Source organism: Pararhizobium sp. LjRoot235, from assembly GCF_964254145.1.
GTDB lineage: Bacteria > Pseudomonadota > Alphaproteobacteria > Rhizobiales > Rhizobiaceae > Pararhizobium.
On record NZ_CAXUSP020000001.1, the window covers coordinates 3,199,050 to 3,217,452 of the forward strand.

17 protein-coding genes, 1 tRNA gene and 1 pseudogene are annotated in these 18,403 nt (G+C 58.5%); 11 read left to right on the forward strand and 8 right to left on the reverse strand.

Annotated elements, in window-relative coordinates:
- Positions 1 to 133: 133 nt before the first annotated feature.
- The 3 genes from ACSQ2Z_RS15650 to ACSQ2Z_RS15660 all read right to left on the reverse strand — a co-directional run bounded on the left by ACSQ2Z_RS15650 (position 134) and on the right by ACSQ2Z_RS15660 (position 3,702).
- A complete protein-coding gene (locus ACSQ2Z_RS15650; RefSeq protein WP_436082028.1) occupies positions 134 to 1,531 on the reverse strand; it encodes an O-antigen ligase family protein in 1,398 nt (465 codons plus the stop codon).
- Between the two features lie 31 nt (positions 1,532 to 1,562).
- The gene (locus ACSQ2Z_RS15655) at positions 1,563 to 3,287 is read right to left on the reverse strand and encodes a tetratricopeptide repeat protein (RefSeq protein ID WP_436082029.1); all 1,725 of its coding nucleotides are present in this window, start codon (positions 3,285 to 3,287) and stop codon (positions 1,563 to 1,565) included.
- Positions 3,288 to 3,612: 325 nt separating this feature from the next.
- Positions 3,613 to 3,702, reverse strand: a tRNA-Ser gene (locus ACSQ2Z_RS15660).
- Positions 3,703 to 3,998: 296 nt separating this feature from the next.
- Between ACSQ2Z_RS15660 and ACSQ2Z_RS15665 the strand changes: the two genes are divergently transcribed.
- Positions 3,999 to 4,178 carry a hypothetical protein gene (locus ACSQ2Z_RS15665; protein ID WP_436082030.1) on the forward strand — a complete coding sequence of 60 codons (180 nt, stop codon included), beginning with the start codon at positions 3,999 to 4,001 and terminating at the stop codon, positions 4,176 to 4,178.
- A gap of 84 nt (positions 4,179 to 4,262) precedes the next feature.
- Here the strand turns inward: ACSQ2Z_RS15665 and ACSQ2Z_RS15670 are convergent, their stop codons facing one another.
- The gene (locus ACSQ2Z_RS15670) at positions 4,263 to 6,488 is read right to left on the reverse strand and encodes a caspase family protein (RefSeq protein ID WP_436082031.1); all 2,226 of its coding nucleotides are present in this window, start codon (positions 6,486 to 6,488) and stop codon (positions 4,263 to 4,265) included.
- Positions 6,489 to 6,814: 326 nt separating this feature from the next.
- On the opposite strand from ACSQ2Z_RS15670, the gene ACSQ2Z_RS15675 reads away from it, so the two are divergent.
- From ACSQ2Z_RS15675 to ACSQ2Z_RS15685, 3 genes are all read left to right on the forward strand, one after another.
- Entirely contained in the window at positions 6,815 to 7,171 is a 357-nt protein-coding gene (locus ACSQ2Z_RS15675) for a PilZ domain-containing protein (RefSeq protein ID WP_436082032.1), read from the forward strand.
- Positions 7,172 to 7,324: 153 nt separating this feature from the next.
- Positions 7,325 to 7,813, forward strand: a complete 489-nt coding sequence (locus tag ACSQ2Z_RS15680; protein WP_436082033.1) for a PilZ domain-containing protein — start codon at positions 7,325 to 7,327, stop codon at positions 7,811 to 7,813.
- Between the two features lie 121 nt (positions 7,814 to 7,934).
- Positions 7,935 to 9,059 (forward strand): pyridoxal phosphate-dependent aminotransferase, encoded by a 1,125-nt coding sequence (locus ACSQ2Z_RS15685; protein ID WP_436082034.1) that lies wholly within the window; start codon positions 7,935 to 7,937, stop codon positions 9,057 to 9,059.
- Positions 9,060 to 9,081: 22 nt separating this feature from the next.
- On the opposite strand, the gene ACSQ2Z_RS15690 is transcribed toward ACSQ2Z_RS15685, so the two are convergent.
- Positions 9,082 to 9,348 carry a sel1 repeat family protein gene (locus ACSQ2Z_RS15690; RefSeq protein WP_436082035.1) on the reverse strand — a complete coding sequence of 89 codons (267 nt, stop codon included), beginning with the start codon at positions 9,346 to 9,348 and terminating at the stop codon, positions 9,082 to 9,084.
- A 649-nt stretch (positions 9,349 to 9,997) separates the two neighbouring features.
- Here ACSQ2Z_RS15690 and ACSQ2Z_RS15695 point away from each other — a divergent pair.
- Positions 9,998 to 10,339 (forward strand): DUF2147 domain-containing protein, encoded by a 342-nt coding sequence (locus ACSQ2Z_RS15695; protein ID WP_436082036.1) that lies wholly within the window; start codon positions 9,998 to 10,000, stop codon positions 10,337 to 10,339.
- A 48-nt stretch (positions 10,340 to 10,387) separates the two neighbouring features.
- Here ACSQ2Z_RS15695 and ACSQ2Z_RS15700 read toward each other — a convergent pair whose 3' ends face one another.
- Positions 10,388 to 11,089, reverse strand: coding sequence for a glutathione S-transferase N-terminal domain-containing protein (locus ACSQ2Z_RS15700; RefSeq protein WP_436082037.1), 702 nt, complete (start codon positions 11,087 to 11,089; stop codon positions 10,388 to 10,390).
- 181 nt (positions 11,090 to 11,270) lie between these two features.
- On the opposite strand from ACSQ2Z_RS15700, the gene ACSQ2Z_RS15705 reads away from it, so the two are divergent.
- From ACSQ2Z_RS15705 to ACSQ2Z_RS15720, 4 genes and pseudogenes are all read left to right on the forward strand, one after another.
- Positions 11,271 to 11,444 (forward strand): hypothetical protein, encoded by a 174-nt coding sequence (locus ACSQ2Z_RS15705; protein ID WP_037121339.1) that lies wholly within the window; start codon positions 11,271 to 11,273, stop codon positions 11,442 to 11,444.
- A gap of 12 nt (positions 11,445 to 11,456) precedes the next feature.
- Positions 11,457 to 11,630, forward strand: coding sequence for a hypothetical protein (locus ACSQ2Z_RS15710; protein WP_436082038.1), 174 nt, complete (start codon positions 11,457 to 11,459; stop codon positions 11,628 to 11,630).
- Between the two features lie 179 nt (positions 11,631 to 11,809).
- Positions 11,810 to 12,135: pseudogene (locus ACSQ2Z_RS15715) on the forward strand (YnfA family protein).
- 76 nt (positions 12,136 to 12,211) lie between these two features.
- The gene (locus ACSQ2Z_RS15720; RefSeq protein ID WP_436082039.1) at positions 12,212 to 13,714 is read left to right on the forward strand and encodes an AMP nucleosidase; all 1,503 of its coding nucleotides are present in this window, start codon (positions 12,212 to 12,214) and stop codon (positions 13,712 to 13,714) included.
- A gap of 3 nt (positions 13,715 to 13,717) precedes the next feature.
- Here the strand turns inward: ACSQ2Z_RS15720 and ACSQ2Z_RS15725 are convergent, their stop codons facing one another.
- Positions 13,718 to 14,674 carry a lysylphosphatidylglycerol synthase domain-containing protein gene (locus tag ACSQ2Z_RS15725; RefSeq protein WP_436082040.1) on the reverse strand — a complete coding sequence of 319 codons (957 nt, stop codon included), beginning with the start codon at positions 14,672 to 14,674 and terminating at the stop codon, positions 13,718 to 13,720.
- 108 nt (positions 14,675 to 14,782) lie between these two features.
- On the opposite strand from ACSQ2Z_RS15725, the gene ACSQ2Z_RS15730 reads away from it, so the two are divergent.
- Complete coding sequence (locus tag ACSQ2Z_RS15730; RefSeq protein WP_436082041.1) at positions 14,783 to 15,790, forward strand: glycosyltransferase family 2 protein; 1,008 nt, start codon at positions 14,783 to 14,785, stop codon at positions 15,788 to 15,790.
- A gap of 10 nt (positions 15,791 to 15,800) precedes the next feature.
- Here the strand turns inward: ACSQ2Z_RS15730 and ACSQ2Z_RS15735 are convergent, their stop codons facing one another.
- Entirely contained in the window at positions 15,801 to 16,697 is an 897-nt protein-coding gene (locus ACSQ2Z_RS15735) for a diacylglycerol/lipid kinase family protein (protein WP_436082042.1), read from the reverse strand.
- A gap of 202 nt (positions 16,698 to 16,899) precedes the next feature.
- On the opposite strand from ACSQ2Z_RS15735, the gene ACSQ2Z_RS15740 reads away from it, so the two are divergent.
- A complete protein-coding gene (locus ACSQ2Z_RS15740) occupies positions 16,900 to 18,399 on the forward strand; it encodes a glycosyltransferase family 39 protein (protein WP_436082043.1) in 1,500 nt (499 codons plus the stop codon).
- The last annotated feature ends 4 nt before the right edge of the window (positions 18,400 to 18,403 follow it).

Below are 18,403 nucleotides of genomic sequence, written 5' to 3' on the forward strand. Positions count from 1 at the left end.
AAGGCGCGACCGCTGCGTCCTGACGAGGGAATGCTCACGCTGACGTTTCTTGGGACACCGGTGTCAGGCAAAACCTACCGAATTCACGCGCATTTGCTCTCAAGAGATGCTTCACCAAGGTCAACGCGAGCGGCTAGTTTGCCGGCGTCTCGGTCATCGGAACTTTCTCTTGTTTAACCTCTGGGCCGCAGGTCAAAGCAAGCAGGCAGACCAGGAAAAACACCGTGAAGCCCTCGCGGCCATAAAAGGTGATCGTGACCTCAGTACCGCATACCGTCAGTAGAGCGATAAGGAACACCATCAGCCCCCTCCAGAGGGGCTGGTGTCTTCCTTGAACTCTGGCATAAAGCCGCAACCGCCCAAGCACCAACACGATCAATCCGATGTACAGCACAGCACTAATCAGGCCGCCGTCGATCAAGAACTGCAGATACGAATTGTGAAGCGACGCCAGATTTTGACCGGCATCGTTCCACCCAGCAAAGACAAACGAATAGCTACTGGATATTCCCGACGCCACCTGTCCGTAAACGCCATTGCCAAAAAACAACTGCGCGAACGAGGCGCCGTTCCAATAGCTGAGAAAGATCGTCCAGAGGTATTCGCGGCCAGAGAAAAGGCCATAGGTATCGTACCGATCGCTAGCGATGTCGATCAGGTTGGAATTTTTGAGGATAACTGCCAGGAACAAAGCAAGAGGCAGGCAGGCAGCAACCACAACCATAGCAGCACCAAAACGCCGAGCCATCCACCAGAAGGCAAAGGCGATGGGCAACGCCATTTGGTAGGTTCGAGAGTCGTTCATCAACAGTAAGGCGGCCGCGAGCAGAAACCAAATGAGTGACCAACCGGATGAGCGCAGACGAAACAACGAGAGCGATGCAAGGAGAAGTGGGTAAACGCAGGCATTGGTCATCCCTGTTGAAATAGGGAACAGGAAGCGATTGAAATCAATTCCGACATAAGAGAGGAAGAGCGCAGGACGCTGCGTTTGCGGAATTTGCGCCTTATCAGCATGCTCGATGCCAAGGCTGTTTAGAAGAAGTTGCGCCAGGCAGAACCACACCAGCGCGGAAACCAGCGATCGTTGCAGAACCTCTTGCCGCTGATCATCTTTGACTGACAGGAGAATGGTGACGATCGCGACGAGGAGCGCGCCTTGCATCGCCGTCGACACAAGCAGTTTTGATGCGGTCGATCTCACCAACTCCATATCGGAGATCATCGCCGTTCCGAAGAGGATGACGTTGAAGACAAAGATTAGCGTCACCAAGAACATGCCTGCGTCGAACGGCCATTGCCTTTTCCAGACCATTCCAGAAGCAAAGAGTAGCACCAAAAACGCGCAGGGGATGGCGATCAGCCCTGCACCGATATAAGGCGAAAGTTCCTGACCGTTAAAAAGGCCAGGCAGCGCGAACAAAATAAAAAAGCTGAACTTTAATACGATCGAACGTTGCGACGTGCCGGCCAATACGGCCGTTGGCTTCGTTTCATCAGATGGAACTGCAAAAGCTGAGATGGCCGACATGTCTTTTGTTTACCTTGGATATGATCGTCGCTTAGTTCATCTTTCCGATGTCGGACAGCAAGATGTACTTTAGGGCGGCGCGAGCTTCAGGGCTCAGCGGTCCGTTCGAGCATTCCTGCGATTCTGACGAGCATATCGAATTGATGGCCCTGATCGTTGAGGCCGTCAACATACCGTTAGTGCTGCCTGAGTATAAGCCTTTCTCGCGCAAAAACTCTTGCAGATAGTAAACATAGACGTTGGGGTTGGTGTAGCTCAAGCGATCAATGATGCCGACCTGAGTGTCAGGCTTCATCGTTTTCACTTCTTGGACGATTGCGGCAACCGCTGAACGAGATGATGCAGAGGAGCCGTCGAGGTAGAGTTTTTCCGTTTGATATCGTTCATCGGGTAGTGAACCCTTGACCGTTTCAAGTGCCTGTCGTGCGCGCGTAATGCTCTTAGGAACGGCAACACCGGAGCCCATTGAGTAAAGCCCGGCTAGGCGAACGCCGGCCTCACCATCGCCCCCTGCAGCCGCTTTGCCAAGAATTTTGATTGCCCGCGCTGGATTGCGTGGCACGCCCCGGCCATAGAGGTATGTTTCGGCGCTCACGACGGTTATCCCGGGAATGTTCTTTGCCATGCCTTCGTTAATCAGTTCTATCGCGCGCGCCTGCTGTTTTTTGGTTCCGCGGGAAAGAAGATTTGCGGCCTTTACAAGCGCGTCCTTGTTGCCACCCTTATACGAAGTCAAATACAGATCGATGGCCTTGTCGAGATCGCGCGCCGCTATCGTACCTTCGCGGTAGATGTCCCCCATGCCGGCGATGGCCCATGGATCGTTCGCGTCGACCCCGACCTGGTAGAACTCCATAGCCTTCGTCACATCCAGCCCAGCGGAAAGGCCGCGCTGGTACACAGATCCGAGTTTCCACGCTGCTCCCATGTTTCCCAGAGCAAGCGCCTTTTCGTAAAGATCGATCGCTTTGTTAACGTCGCGATCGGCAAGAATGCCATCCTTGTAGACGTCTCCCAACCCAACCATTGCGCCGGGATCGTCGGCATCGACGCCCTGCTGCAGGTATTTGATGGCTTGCGCGGTATCCAGGCCGTAGCGATCACCGAGGCGGTAGATGTTGCCAAGTTTGCCTGCCGCCGTCGGGTTGTCTTTCTGCAGGGCCTGTTCATAGAGTGAAACAGCCTTTTGGGCATCCTGCGGTAAGACAGTGCCCTCCCGATACATGTCGCCCAGAGCTATCATTGCCCAACTGTCGCCAGCTGCCACGCCCTTTTCAAGGAGAGGGGCGGCGTTGGCTGGATCTAAACCCATGCGGTCGCCTTGCTTATATAGGCTGCCGAGCTTGAAATAAGCTGACGTATTATTCTTAGCTAGCGCCTGTTCGTACAGTGAGACGGCCTTTGGCACGTCTTGCGGGACGATTTTGCCGTCCTTGTAAATGTCACCAAGGGCAATCAGAGCCGAAGGATCACCCTTTGCGGCGGCTTGCTCGAAGTAGCTGACCGCCTTACCCCTGAGAGCGACCTCGGAAGCCCGCCAATAAAACTCACCCAGAGCTAACGCGGCGGTTTGATCGCCCTTGGACGCTAGGCCTTCAAGCATTGTGACGGCCGACTTGATTTCAGGAGAATCGCCGCCGTTACGCACAATCGATCTGAGATGTTTGGTGTCTGGCGCAGGGTTTGTTTGTGCGAATACTGAAGCTGCAGTGATGCTGAAAAATACTGTTGTTAAAAGAAGAGTTCTAAAAAACATAGGGGACCCTCGTTGGTTGAAAAACGCGTGAACGGTACGACCGTTCGGTATTTTTGTCCACAAACGGAAGGGTTCACTAGTCCGTGTTCAATCCACAGCGAAAGAGGTGTCATCTCGCCCTGCAAGCCGTACAGGCCGAAAAGGTTGCTTTGCTGCAAGACCCGGTGACAGAAAATGCAAAATCTGGCGTCAACTACAAGGGAGGTGATTATCACACCCAAAGCGGCGCAAGGCTGATCAGTTTGACACGGTGGAAAACAAAAATTCCGATTCGCCCCGTCAAATTCCGGAAAGGCGCGGAGCTACAATCGGACAAACAGGAAAGTGGCGGAGAAGAAGGGATTCGAACCCTCGATACCCTTCCGGGTATACTCCCTTAGCAGGGGAGCGCCTTCGACCACTCGGCCACCTCTCCGTTAGCGCCTGACTAGAGTCAGGAGCCCTTCATTGCAAGGGATTTTTGCGGTTACCCGCTACAAAGTTGAATTTTCCATCCTGTACGACGGCGCACCTTCAGTCCCTGACAAGAGCCGATCAAGCCTGTTACGGGCGGATCTGCTGTCTTGCCGCCCCGTTCCCGGCCAACTTCCCGATCGCCTTTGCGCCATACTCACCGATTGCCCGCTATGGGCATTTTGCAGTAGTCCTGTGCCCTTGAATCCGCCCTTGCCCGCCGCTGCGGGCGGCGCAAGATAGCTTTGGGAGCAGAGAGTGAACAGCAACAGCAAACCGGAAACTCAAGTGACGATCGAAAAGCTTCGCAACGGGCGCTGGGCTTTCGTCATCAAGCGCGGCACCGTTGTCTATCCTGCCGGCGGCCAGTTTATCAGCCAGTTGCAGGCGCATGCCGCCGGTCAGATGGCGCTCAAAGCCCTGGAAAACAAGCGTTAGCCAGTCGCGCATCGTCACCAGATCGCGAAAGCCGGCCTGCTGCCACAGGCCCGGCCTTCGTTTTTCAATGCAGTTTGATATCGGTCAGCTCTTTTTCGCCAGCCGGTCCATCGCATTCTGGGTGGCTGCGCCAAAGTCACCGTCGAGCGGTCCGCTATAATAGCCGCGCTCCCGAAGTAGCGCCTGGATTTCCTTGCGGAAGGCGGGCGTGAAGTTGTTCGGCGAGGTCTTCATCTCCTGGAGCTTCGCCGGGTCGCCGCCCTCGACGCTGGCCGCTGCCCAGCGGGCAGCTTCCTTCGGGTCCGCCTTCGTGCCGAGGCCGAAATCATAGAGGCGGCTCAGATTGCCCATGGCATAGGCGCTCCCGGCGTTCGCTGCCGTTTCATACCAATTGCGGGCCTGAACATAGTCCTGCGGCACGCCGTTGCCGACGTCGTAGAACCAGCCGAGCAGCGCCATCGAATAGGAATCGCCGACATTGGCGGCCTTTTCGTACCATTTCTTGGCTTCCGCATAATCCTGCGCCGTGCCGAGACCGTTCTGGTAGGCCCAGCCGAGCGAGGACATGGCATTGGCATCGCCGCCTTCAGCCGCCTTCTGGTACCAGGAAAGCGACTGGTTGAAGTCCTTCGCGACGCCGTTTCCTTCACGGTAGAACCAGCCGATCGTCGCCATGGCATTGGCATAACCCTGGTTGGCCGAGAGCTGATACCATTTCAGCGCCTCTGCATAATCCTGGGGAACGCCGCCGTAGCCCTCGCGATAGAGCCAGCCGAGCGATGCCTGGGCATAGGAATTGCCTGCATTGGCGGCCTGCTCGAACATCTGCTTGCCTTTCTCGATGTCGACCGGACCATCCGTGCCGTAAATCGAGAACCAGGCGAGGTTCGTCAGCCCGTACATGTTGCCGCCGTCAGCCGCCTTCTGGTAGTTGCGCCGCGCCTCGACATAGTTGCGGCCGGCATCCTGCGCCCGCCCGAGCATGTTGACGAGCATCATGTCGTCGGGGTTTTCATTGACGGCCTGGGCGCAGGCGGTCAGCGCGCGGGCCGAATCGATCTTCAGGAAATTGACGCCGAGGAAGCCCGGCATCGACTGTGGTTCACCGGCCAGCAGGTAACAGTCGCGCGATGCCTGCGTGTCCTTGCCGGTCTGGGAGATGTTGAGCCCCTTCTTCGGCTCGAGCGCCGCGATCTGGGTTTCGGCTTCCGCCTTGTGCTTGCTGTCAGGATAACGCTCCATGAAACGGGTGAGTGCGGCGGCATCGGTCGACTGCTTCAGCGCGTCCCAGGCGATCTCGTCGGGGCTGCTTACGGAGTTCTGTTCCGCTTCGGTCAAAAGTTTAAGCTTCTTCTCGGCCAACATCTTGTAGACGGGGTCGGAGCCATGCTTGGCGAGGAAAACCTCGATCAGGTCCTTGTCGGCGAGATCGCGGATGTTCTGCCAGTCGGCGGCAGCGGCCGATTGGCCGTTCGGCGAGACTTCTTCCGTGTTGCCGTTGTTGGTGACGTTGACGTTGACCTCCCTGATGTTGAGGAAGATCTGGGCGCCGCCGAGCGAGCCGTAGACGAAGGGTTCCTGGCTGCGGTTGGTCGCGGCCACCACTTCGTCGCGGACCTTGCCAAGCGCGATGCGCACATCGACGCCGGGCTCCGTCAGATATTTGGACAGCGCCGTTGCAAATGGGCTGTTCTTGCCCTCGCCGTCCATGGCGACCGTGCCGGCCTTCGAGGCGAAGGCAACCAGCAGATCGGCCGATTCGGGCTCGACGCGGGCGAGACCGCGGCTGACGGCGCGGGTCGAGATCGACCGCGTCATCGATTGCTCGAACGGATTGTTGCGGCAGGCATCGAGAATGACCAGCTTCAGCCGGGTCGCGCCTTCCAGCGAACGCTGCACGCGATCGAGCGGAACGGCCTCGTCTTCCACATCCTTGTCGGTCTTCAAAGCGACATCGACGGGCAACAGGAAATTCTGGCCGTTCATCTCCATGCCGTGGCCGGAATAATAGATGATCGCGACTTCGGCGCCTGTCGCCGCATCCTCGAAATCGCGGAGCGCCCGCACCATCGAGGCGCGGTCGAGATCATGGACGGTCGTCACCGTATCGAAACCGGCGTCCTCGAAGGAGGCCTTCATCAGGTCGACGTCATTGGCCGGGTTGTTCAGCTGCGATGTCGCCTCATATTTTTCATTGCCGATCAGGAGAGCGACGCGTTTCGCGGCCTCGGCCGCGCCAGCCTGAAACGCGAAAACTGATAGTGACAGAACGAAGATCGGCACCCAGTGCCGGGAATAGGCTTTGAACATGATTTTCCCTCCGCGCTTGCGCAGCGGGCCGGGACGTTTCGCGCCCCCCGCAAACCGCACAAACATGATCCCTAATTTCCGCGCAGTTTTTCCCCCGCGCGCTTTTCATGAAAGTATTACGTATGGCCCAGCCGGTTTCAATGTCCGCTTTTGTGCTTTTTTAAGCAAGCCAGAAGACAGGGCAGCACAAGCTCAGGACAAGCCTGGTGGCTAAAACTGCTGTCACAGCAATGTGGCGCGCGATCAAAGCGTGACGCGCGCCTTCGTCAGACGTTGCACAATCCAGCACAAGCGGCGCAGCGCCGTCATTTTTTCCGGAGTTTCCGATGTCGATGGTGATGCATCTCGCCGAGGCAAAGCCGGGTCAACCGACCACCAGGTACAAGCATTATTATATCGAGCGCCCCTGCCGCATCCTTGTCGTCGGGCAGCACCTGAAGACGAAGACGAAATACCAGTGCCTGCTGCGTCACATTTCCATCGGCGGTGCCATGCTGGATTTCAACGCCAATATCCTTTTGCCGAAACATTTCTTCCTGGAGATCGACGGCTTCCGGGAAGAAATCGGCTGTTCGCAGGTACACCGGCACAATTTCGAGCTCGGCGTGCGCTTCAACATGCCGTTGGCGCCCGAATTCATCAGCCGGCTGATCCGGATGGACTTTACCAGCGGGCTGATCTGAGCCGACCACACGATTTCCCTTGCGCCTGCGATCCGGCCGCCTGCCAATGCCGTGGGTCGGCGCCTTGAATCGCCACGCCAAAAAACGAGGCGTTTTAGCGATTTAAGTCCTCATTAAATTTTTAGGGAAAGCTTTCAAAGGATTGCAATATCCATGATCGATTCTCAATGGATCGCTTGCCGTCGTCAGGAGGAGGGCAAGAGCGGGAAGATGTTGACGGCGAGCAGTGTGGGGATCGAGCGATCCGCCGCCCATCGCTACCGAGGAGTGGTGATGCAGAACTCGACGATGTACTCCGTGGTCAGCTCCAAGCTTTATGAGGAGCGCTTCGAGCGTTTCACGATCGGGCAGGCCGGCACCCTGATGGCGGTTCGGCCAGCCCTTGGCGGCGTTTCGACCCGCACTTGCAAAATGCTGGAAATTTCACGTGGCGGCGCCGCCTTCACCGTCAACACCACGATCGGCCTGCCGCAGCACTATTATCTGACCATCGTCGGCACCAAGAGGCGAATCGGCTGCGCTGAAATTTTCCGCAACGACCATCGTATCCAGGTGCATTTCATCAAGCCGATCGACGAGGAGTTCCTTCACGAGATCGTCCGCTACGAGTTCTTCACCGGGAACGAGTCGAAAAAACATTGACACCTTCCCAAGCGATCGAGGGCGGGCAGGTGCATTTCGCGAATGGGATTCGGTTTCCATGACGATCAAACATCGCTAGTGTCCGCTGCGGTTTCATCCATTGTCAGGCTCGATCAACAGCATGTCCGCATTTTCCCGCTTTACGCCCCTGGTTTCCTCCCTTCCCTCCACCATTCCCTTTGTCGGCCCCGAAGCGATCGAGCGACAGCGCGGCCGTCCGATCAAGGCGCGGATCGGTGCCAATGAAAGCGGTTTTGGCCCTGCCCCCTCGGTTCTCAAGGCCATGGCCGAGGCGGGGACCGGCGTCTGGAAATACAACGATCCGGAAAATTTCGAGCTGAAGCAGGCGCTGGCCAGCCATCTCGGCACTTTGCCGGCGAACCTGGCTGTCGGCGAGGGCATCGACGGTCTTCTCGGACAGATCGTCCGGATGGTGATCGAGCCCGGTCTGCCGGTCGTTACCTCGCTCGGCGGTTATCCGACGTTCAACTTCCATGTCGCAGGTCATGGTGGCCGGCTGGTAACGGTGCCTTACGTCAACGACCGCGAGGACCTCGACGGTCTCCTGGCGGCGGTCAAGCGGGAAGATGCGCCGCTCGTCTACTTCGCCAATCCCGACAATCCGATGGGGAGCTGGTGGGACGCCGACAGTGTCGTCAGGTTTGCCAAGGCGCTGCCGGAGACATGCCTGCTGGTGCTCGACGAAGCCTACGGCGAAACCGCGCCGGGGAGCACGATCCCGCCGATCGCATCGCTGATCGACATGCCGAACGTGATCCGCACCCGCACATTCTCCAAGGCCTACGGTCTGGCAGGCGCGCGCATCGGCTATGCCATCAGCACGCCGGGAACCGCGCAAGCCTTCGACAAGATCCGCAACCATTTCGGCATGAACAGGATCGGCACGGCGGCAGCGATCGCGGCGCTGGCCGACGGCGCATATTTGACAGAGGTGCTTGGGAACATCGCTGCCTCGCGCGAAAGGATCGCTGCGATTGCCATCAGGAACGGGCTGGAGCCCCTGCCGTCGGCAACGAATTTCGTCACCGTCGATGGCGGCAGAGACGCGATTTTTGCGCGCGCGATCGTCGATCGGCTGATGCAGGATCACGGCGTGTTCATCCGCATGCCGGGGGTTGCGCCGCTCAACCGCTGCATCCGCATCAGCACCGGCCCGGAGGCGGATATGGCGCTTCTGGAAGAGGCGCTGCCGAAGGTTATCGAGGCAGTAGTTAATAGGCAGTAAGCAGGACCTGTTGCCTATCGCCTCAGTGCATGGTCATCCATTCGCGGGCGGCGCGCAGGGCCGTGGCAAGGTCGGTCTTGCTCATGGTCATCGTAAGATCCGCACGCAGCGCGGCAGCCCGGTCGGAGCCTTTGATCGCCGCGATGTTGAGCCACTTGTGTGCAGCGACGAGATCAATGTCGCAACCACGTCCGGTTGCATACATCAAGCCCATTTCGCAGAATACGTCCGCGCGGTTTTCGCCACCCATCGTGGCATCCGAAGCATTTTGAATGTCAAAGCGTGCCATTGTCTATGTCCCTGTTTGCCGGTTGGTTACTACAGCGCAGCGCGCCTTTCAGACGCGCAAAAATCGCTGTAAAACTTTGATCTGCTGCAGAATCCTGTTCTTAAATCGATTCCGATTTAAGAAATTGTGCAGCAGCGCAGTCCCTGTTTTGCTTGCCTTTTTTGAGGCTCCTTGGGGGCCGGCCGTCTTGTGCGGCTTTCGGTCCCCAAGGGGTTCCGGCGGGGTGTTTTTCCCTGCTCGTCTTATGGGCTTGAGTATGCCGCAGCGGTTTCAATACACGCTTAAAATGCATGATTAATGTGCGACAAACAAAGTTCAAACGATTGGTAAACTTGGGTTTTTGTTAAACATCGGACCGCCTTGAAACGCTGGCTTTTGCCTCGATCTTTACGGAAAATTCAATTCTCGATTTCAACCAATCGCTAACCACATGAAACGGTGACACGCTCCATTTCGAAAAGAGTGAGGGCACGAAGGGGCTGTTTTGCCGGGATTTTTCAGCGGAAAATGGGGGAAACACATATTTACGTTTACGTTCGCGTAAGCTATTTTCCGCGTGTTGAGCGGTGAGGAGACCAGCTCTGGCAACATTTCAACCGAACCATGCGGCAAAGCATGATTATCCGGCGAACTTTATGGGAGGAACTATATGATCCGCGCATTCATCCTGGCCGCAGCCATGACGCTGGTCACGACCACCGCAGGTTTTTCCGCCGAACCGATCGTCGGCAACTGGAAGACCGCGAGCGGCGAGACGGCAGCCATCGCCTCCTGCGGCGGCGGCTACTGCATCACCTTGAAAACGGGAAAACATGCAGGCAAGCACATCGGCAGCATGAATGGCAGCGGCGACAGCTATAGGGGCGAGATCACCGATCCCGCCAACGACAAGACCTATAGCGGATCGGCGTCAATCGAGGGCAGTTCGCTCAAAATGCAAGGCTGCGTGCTGAAGATCCTCTGCAAGTCTCAGACCTGGAGCCGTATGTAGCTGCGGGAATGGTCCAGCGGGCATGCCGGCCGGACCATGTTTTCACCTTCAGCGAGCGGTCTGGCCGAACAGGATTTTCTGCGCTTCCTTGTCTTCCGAAAGGTGCTTCTGCCGCTCCCGCTCCTGCCTGCCGACATCAAAGCCCCTCTGAACCGCCGGGCGGGCCGTCAGCGTCTCGAACCAGCGTTTCAGGTTGGGGAATTCGTTAAGGTCCTGGCCATTTCCTTCGTACTGGCGCACCCAGCCAAGGCAGGCCATGTCGGCGATCGAATATTCACCGGCGAGGAACGGTCGGTACGCCAGCCGCTTGTTCATCACGCCGTAGAGGCGATTGACCTCGTTGGTGTAGCGGGTGATGCCGTATTCGATCTTCTCGGGCGCATAATTGCGGAAATGGTTTGCCTGGCCGGCCATCGGCCCCAGCCCGCCCATCTGCCAGAACAGCCATTGATCGACATCGACGCGAGCGCGCTCGTCGGTGGGATAGAACTTGCCGAACTTGCGGCCGAGATATTGCAGGATGGCGCCGGATTCAAACACCGAGATCGGCTCGCCGCCCGGGCCGTCGGGATCGATGATTGCCGGCATGCGGTTGTTGGGAGCGATCGTCAGAAAGTCCGGCGTGAACTGCTCGCCCTTGCCGATATTGACGTATTTCACCTCATAGGGAACGCCGAGTTCCTCAAGCATGACGGTGATCTTCCAGCCGTTCGGGGTCGGCCAGTAGTAGAGTTCGATCGGCGCAGTCATCGGCAATCTCCAGTTGGGTAACTCGACCGAAGACTTAAGGGGCACCCCCCCACCGTTGCAAGGGTGAAAGCCGCGAAGATGAACGGGAGATGAACCGGGGTCTCAGCAACAGTTCAGTTTGCCCATGCGAAAAAGCCATCATCGCGTTGAACCCGACCGACAAACCCAGACGGACAAAGCCATGGACATTCTCGCACGCCGCCTCACCATCATCAGCATGCTCATGGTCGTCTTCGCGATCACGCTTGCGGCCGCCGTCAGTGCCGACACGCAGCGCCGCCGCCACAATTATGCAGGCTCGATCGCCGACTGCACCGTGCACACCGCCCAGTTCTGCGAACAAGCCAAGCTCTAAAGGTCAGAAACGATGTCTTCCCTCGCCCATTCCGCAATCATCGCTCTGCGCATGCTGACGCTTGCAGCCCTGCTGATGGCGCCGATGGGTGCGATTGCCTACAACAAGGCCTCTGGCCTTGGCATCAGCAAGCAGGGAGCCGGCTTCGTTCTTTTCGTGACGCTTCAGCGCCAGTCCATGAGCTGATGCTGTCGAAGCAAGCGACGCACTTGCGCATTTAAATCTGCTGCCTTCCTACTGCATAATTCCATAAATCGGAATCGATTTAAGAACAAAATTATGCAGCAGATCAAAGTGTTACAGCGACACCTTTGCGCCTCTGAAAAGACGCGCGGCGCTGTATGCACCGCCAAGGAAGGAACACCATGCCCATCTCCGCATTCGCCATCTATGCCCTTGCCGCCCTCGCGGAAATCGCCGGCTGCTTCGCGTTCTGGACATGGCTCAAGCTGGATAAGCCGATCTGGTGGCTCATTCCCGGCATGGCAAGCCTCGCGCTCTTCGCCTGGCTTCTCACGCTGACCGATACGACTGCTGCCGGGCGCGCCTACGCGGCCTATGGCGGCATCTATATCGCTGCGTCGCTGACCTGGCTCTGGATTGTCGAAGATGTTTGTCCGGATGCTGGGATATAAGCGGCGTCGCGCTTGCCATTGCAGGCACAGTCGTCATCCTTGCCGGCCCGCGCTGAGTGGCTTTCTCCGAACGATGCCTGTGCATTCAAATCTTGTCGTTTGCTTGTAAAAGACGCCATCCTATAATGTCGCATGAACAAACGAATCTTTTCCCTCTCCGCCCTTTCCGTCGCCACGCCGGACACTTTCGAGCCGCAGACGTTCGATGACCCAGCCGCAGCGGTTGATGCCTTGTCGGCGCTCTACGAGCGCAACACCAAATTCCTGGTCGATGCCTTTACCGAACTCGGTCGCACGGGCACGCCGATGTCGCGCTATCGCGCCTGCTATCCCCAGGTCAGCATCGAGACCAGCAGTTTCAGCCATATCGATTCGCGCCTGTCCTATGGCTATGTCAGCGCGCCGGGCGTCTATACGACGACGGTCACCCGGCCGAAGCTGTTCCGCCACTACCTCAAGGAACAGCTCGGCCTCCTGATCCGCAGCCACGGCGTCGGTGTCACTGTCTCCGAATCGGCAACACCGATCCCGCTGCATTTCGCTTTCGGAGAAGGCGCCCATGTAGAGGCGTCGATGGCGGAAAACATCGACGTGCCGCTGCGCGACCTGTTCGACGCACCCGACCTGACGACCACCGACGACGAGATCGCCAACGGCTCCTACGAGCCCGGTCCGGGCGATCCCTCCCCGCTGGCGCCGTTCACCGCCCAGCGCATCGACTATTCGCTCGCCCGCCTCAGCCACTACACGGCAACCAGTGCGACGCATTTCCAGAACTTCGTGCTTTTCACCAACTACCAGTTCTACGTCGATGAATTCTGCGCCTGGGCGCGCAAGCAGATGGCGGAGGGAGGCAATGGCTATGCCTCCTTCGTGGAACCGGGCAACATCATCACGCAGGCCGGATCTGACAAGCCGGAATCGGATCTTTCGCTGGTGCGGATGCCGCAGATGCCGGCCTATCATCTGAAGAAAAAGGGCCATGGCGGCATTACCGTCGTCAATATCGGCGTGGGCCCATCCAATGCCAAGACCATTACCGATCATATCGCGGTGCTCAGGCCACATGCCTGGCTGATGCTTGGCCATTGCGCGGGCCTGCGCAACAGCCAGACGCTCGGCGACTATGTGCTGGCGCATGCCTACGTGCGCGAAGATCACGTGCTGGACGACGATCTGCCGGTCTGGGTGCCGATCCCGGCACTGGCGGAAGTTCAGGTGGCGATGCAGGACGCGGTGGCGGAAATCACCGGTTACGAGGGCTACGACCTGAAACGGATCATGCGGACGGGGACAGTTGCAACAATCGACAACCGCAACTGGGAACTGCGCGACCAGCGCGGCCCGGTGAAGCGGCTGTCACAGTCGCGCGCCATCGCGCTCGACATGGAATCGGCCACGGTCGCGGCAAACGGCTTCCGCTTCCGCGTACCGTACGGAACCCTACTCTGCGTCTCCGACAAGCCGCTGCACGGCGAATTGAAGCTGCCGGGCATGGCCACAGCCTTCTACAAGACGCAAGTCAGCCAGCATCTGCAGATTGGCATTCTGGCGCTGCAGAAACTCGCCGCCATGCCGAAGGAAAAGCTGCATTCGCGCAAGCTTCGCAGCTTCTTCGAGACGGCTTTCCAGTAATCCTCAGCGTCGCGGCGACAGCGCAATCGACAGCAGCGTGCCCGCAACCGCCGACACGACGATCATCAGGTGGGCGTTGACGCTGGCGCTGGCGAGCAGATCGAAAGTGGTGCCCTTCGCCGAGGCACCGAACGAGATCGCGCCCGCAGTGATGCCGGCTGGATAGGTGCCGACCCCAGCCGGAGCGTGAACCGGCAGCACTGACGACAACTCGCCGCCCAGCGCGCCGCCGAAACAGGCGCCGAACGGCACGACGCCCATAGTGAACAGCACCCAGGCAAGCACCGCGACCTTGGTCGACCAGTTGAGAACAGTCATCAGCCATGCCCGCACGAAGACCATCGCATTCGCCGGCAGGCCGGCCTCTATTTCCTCGAGCAACCTGCCGAGCTTGTCCGGAAGCCGGCGCTCGACAAACGCAAGGGCGCTGCCCTTCAGGAAAAACAAAAGCAGTGGCGAGACGAGGAAGAGGGCCCAGAGAAGCCAGCCGAGACGCTGATTATCGTGTTCGAGCACAAGGCCGATGCCGGCGGCAGCAAACAGCGCATGCAGGTCGAGCACGCGCATGAGCAGCAGCGCCGACGTGCTGCGCGCCAGGGGAATGGCGAATTCCGAGCGCATCAGGATAGGAAAGCTGGTCTCACCGGCGCGGAAAGGCAGCATGATGTTCAGAAGATTGTGGACCTGCGTCACGCGCAGGAGCAGAAGGAAGCGGCCGCGGGTCTCGCCCGGGAAATAATCGTAGATCCGGTAGCAGCGGATGAAATAGGTGCCGACCAGCAGCGCCAGCGCCGAAAGCACCGGCAGGAAGCCGATCTCCGCCCACTGCCGAAAAAGCGCGGGCCAGCCCCAGATCCACTGAACGAATGCGGCATAGGCGATCACGGCGACCAGGGAAACCACCGTCATCCGGTTGCGGACAAGCCACGAGCCCCGGCTGGCATCCCCTTTTGCATTCATATATTTGCTACTTTCCTGTCCGGTGCTATGGGATCATGGCTGTTATCACGAGAATCCGGGCAAGAGAACCGGCAGCGTTTTTCAGAGGCTTTGACATTGGATCCCATCTTGCAAGCAAACAGGACAGAAACTGTCGTCGCTGACGCGATAGAATTGTCCGTTGTCGTGCCGATCTATAACGAAGAGGAAAGCGTCGGTCCGCTGATCGCGCGCATCCGCGACGCCATGGCCGATTTCGGACGCAGCTGGGAGCTGATTCTCGTTGACGACGGAAGCACCGACGCGACGCTGGTGAATGCCCGCAAGGAACTTGCCGATTCCAGCCTGCGCTTGAGGATCGTGGAGTTGCAGCGCAATTTCGGCCAGACCGCCGCCATGCAGGCCGGCATTGATACTGCCGCGGGAAGGCTGATCGCGACGCTGGACGGCGATCTTCAGAACGATCCGCGTGATATCCCTGCCATGGTTGCAGCGATCGAGGCGCGCGAACTCGACCTTCTGGTCGGCTGGCGCAAGAACCGGCAGGACGGGCTTTTCCTGCGCAAGATCCCCTCCTGGTGCGCCAACTACCTTATCGGCAAGATCACCGGTGTGAAGCTGCACGATTATGGCTGCAGCCTGAAGATCTACCGGGCATCAATCATCAAGCAGGTCAAGCTGATGGGCGAAATGCACCGGTTCATTCCGGCCTGGGTCGCCGGCGTGGTGCCGAGCAGCCGAATCGGCGAGATGCCGGTCACTCATCACGCCCGCCAGCACGGGACATCGAAATACGGGATCTCGCGGACCTTCCGCGTCATTCTCGACCTGCTCTCCGTGCTGTTCTTCATGCGCTACAAGGCACGGCCGGGGCATTTCTTCGGCTCGATTGGCCTCGCGGCCGGAGCGCTCAGCGCGCTTATCCTGCTCTACCTCTTCATCGACAAGTTCGTGCTTGGCAACGATATCGGCGGCAGGCCGATGCTGATTGTCGGCGTCATGCTGTTTCTCTCCTCCGTCCAGCTCATTACCACCGGCATTCTGGCGGAGATGATGGCGCGCATCTATTCGGGCGAAAACGACACGCCGCCCTACATTGTGCGCAAGGTCTTCGGCAGCGACGATTCAAGCACCTGAACGCGGCAGGCTATTGTCCGACAAGCACTTTCAATTCGCCCGGGTGGATACGCAGGGCGACAGTGCGGCCGATCGGCAGCAATTCGCCGTCAATGACGCAGTTTGTCTTGTGACGCGCGGTGGGGAAATGCAGGTCGACTGCCGTTACGCTCATTTCGGTTATGAGCGGACTTTCGCGAAATTTTCCGCGCAGGACATCGAAGGCCAGCTTGGCGACACCAGCCGGCTTCAGGGGCGGCGCCGTATAGAATCCCAGATGCCCGCCAGTCAGGTCATCGGCATACATCAGCGCATTCGGGCCAAAATGGTTGTTGGAAACGGAAATGGCCGAAACGGCACGCCTTTCATGAACGCCATCCACATCGAATTCGATCTCGAATTCAGGCGGATTGAAGATCACACCGACCGCCGCGCGCATGGTGGCACGAATTTTTCCGAGCCGTGAGGCGAAGGTGTAGGCTTCGCGGTAACGCACCATGCGGGCATGCAACCCCATGGAAAACTGATGCACGAAAGCCCGGCCGTCGGCGCTGCCGATATCGGCATCGATGATCCTGCCGTCGGCAAGCACATCCAGCACCTTCCAGATATCGAGCGGCAGTTTTAGTGACCGGGCAAAGAGGTTCATCGTTCCGGCGGGAATGACGCCGAGCGGCATGCCGTTCTTCCAGGCGACGCCGGCCGCCCCGGATATCGTGCCATCCCCGCCGCCTGCAATCATGGCATCGAGGTCGCCGCGTTTTGCTGCTTTTTCAAGGGTATCGCCCATCTCGCGGCCGGAGACGACCGCGATTTCGATCTCATGGCCCCTTGCGCGAAAAACCTCTTCGGCCTTCCGGCTATAGGCCCCCATATCCGTCGTGCGGAAGGTCCCCCCATCCCGATTGAAAATGGCCTTGATCTTCATACATCGTCTTTCTGACAGCGCCATGCCGGCAACCATCATATGGGGCGCACGCTATAAATTGTCAGGGCATGAGGGCGAACCGCGGCGATTGAAGACCGGATCGAGCGGTTCATCAATCGCAGATACGCAAAGCGCACCGGCTGTTGTCACGGTAACGCCGTGTGGTAGAACCCGCGCAATCCAAGCGCAAAGGCCACCCAGCATGACTTCGCTCGCCGAAAAACTTGAAACGCGACCCAACACGTTCATCCTGCTGATCGGCGCCTATTTCCTGCTCAATCTGATCGTTCGCATCTGCCTGCCGAATTCGCTCGAAATGGACGAGGCCGGGCAGATCCTGATGAGCCAATGGTACGCTCTCGGATACGATACGCAGCCACCATTCTTCAATTGGGTGCAGCATGCGGTCATCGACGGCATCGGACAGTCCCTGTTGGCGCTGAGCCTGGTCAAGAACCTCTTCCTGTTCCTGAGCTACCTCTTCTATTACCTTGCCGCCCGGCAGGTGCTTGCAAACAGGTCGCTCGCCGTTGCCGCAGCGCTAGGGCTTCTCACCATTCCGGAAATCGGCTGGCTGGCACAGCGTGATCTCACCCATTCGAACGCCTCGCTCTTCGCCGCCTGCCTGTTTGTCTACGGGTTGTTTCGCACGCTCGACCGGCCGGCGATCGCCACCTATCTTGTGACCGGCATCGCCATCGGTATCGGGTTGCTGTCGAAATATAATTTCTCGATTCTCTGCCTCTGCGCCTTCGTCGCCGTGCTTGCCAGTCCGTCCTATCGCCAGCGGCTGCTCGATCCGCGCATTCTCATCACCGCCGCGGTGGCGCTGGCGATTGCTCTGCCGCACGCGGTCTGGCTGTTCCAGAATTTCGAGATCGCCTCGCACGATACCGTCGACAAGATGGCCTCGGATGCCGAGGGCGGCACGCTGATGCAGATCGCCCGTGGTCTCGCGGAACTTCCGCTGACACTCCTGAGCTTCTGCGCGCTGACCGTCATCGTTTATGCTTCAACCTTTCGCGCCGGTTTCTGGCGGTCACTGCTGGCGGGGAATGCAAAGACGCGATTGATCGAGACGATGTTCCTTGTCCTGCTCGTCTTTTTGCTTTTCATGGTGCTGTTCATGGGCACAGCGCAGTTGAAGGTCCGTTGGGTGTCGCCGGTGCTGTTCCTGCTGCCGATGTATCTCTGCATGAAGATCGATGTCTCAGGGGCTCCGATCGGTGACTTTCTGCGGCGTTTCATGCCGGTCATTCTGCTGCTGATGATCCTCATTCCAACGTCGCTGGTGTTGCGCATCACGGCTGCGGGCGTGACGAACTCCCATCCGAAACTGACTGTGCCCTACCAGGCATTCATCGAGGAAACCGTCAAGAAACCGGCCATCACCCCCGCCCTTGTGATCGCTGAAGACGCCTTCATGGCGGGAAATATCCGCATGCAACTGCCGCACACGCCGGTTGATACACAGACCTACCGGCTCTATAGCCCGCCTTTCTCCTGGTCGAAGGAAAGCCCGATTCTTCTACTCTGGCGCGATAAGGGTGACGCTCACGTGCCCGAGCGTCTGGAAAGCCGCCTCAAGCAGCGCGTCGCCACCGTTCCGCCGCTGCAACCGCAAACGATCGCCCTGCCCTTCATCTATGGCAGCGACGGCGATCTCTTCCGCTTCGGTTATGCCTGGGTTCACAAACCCTGACCCT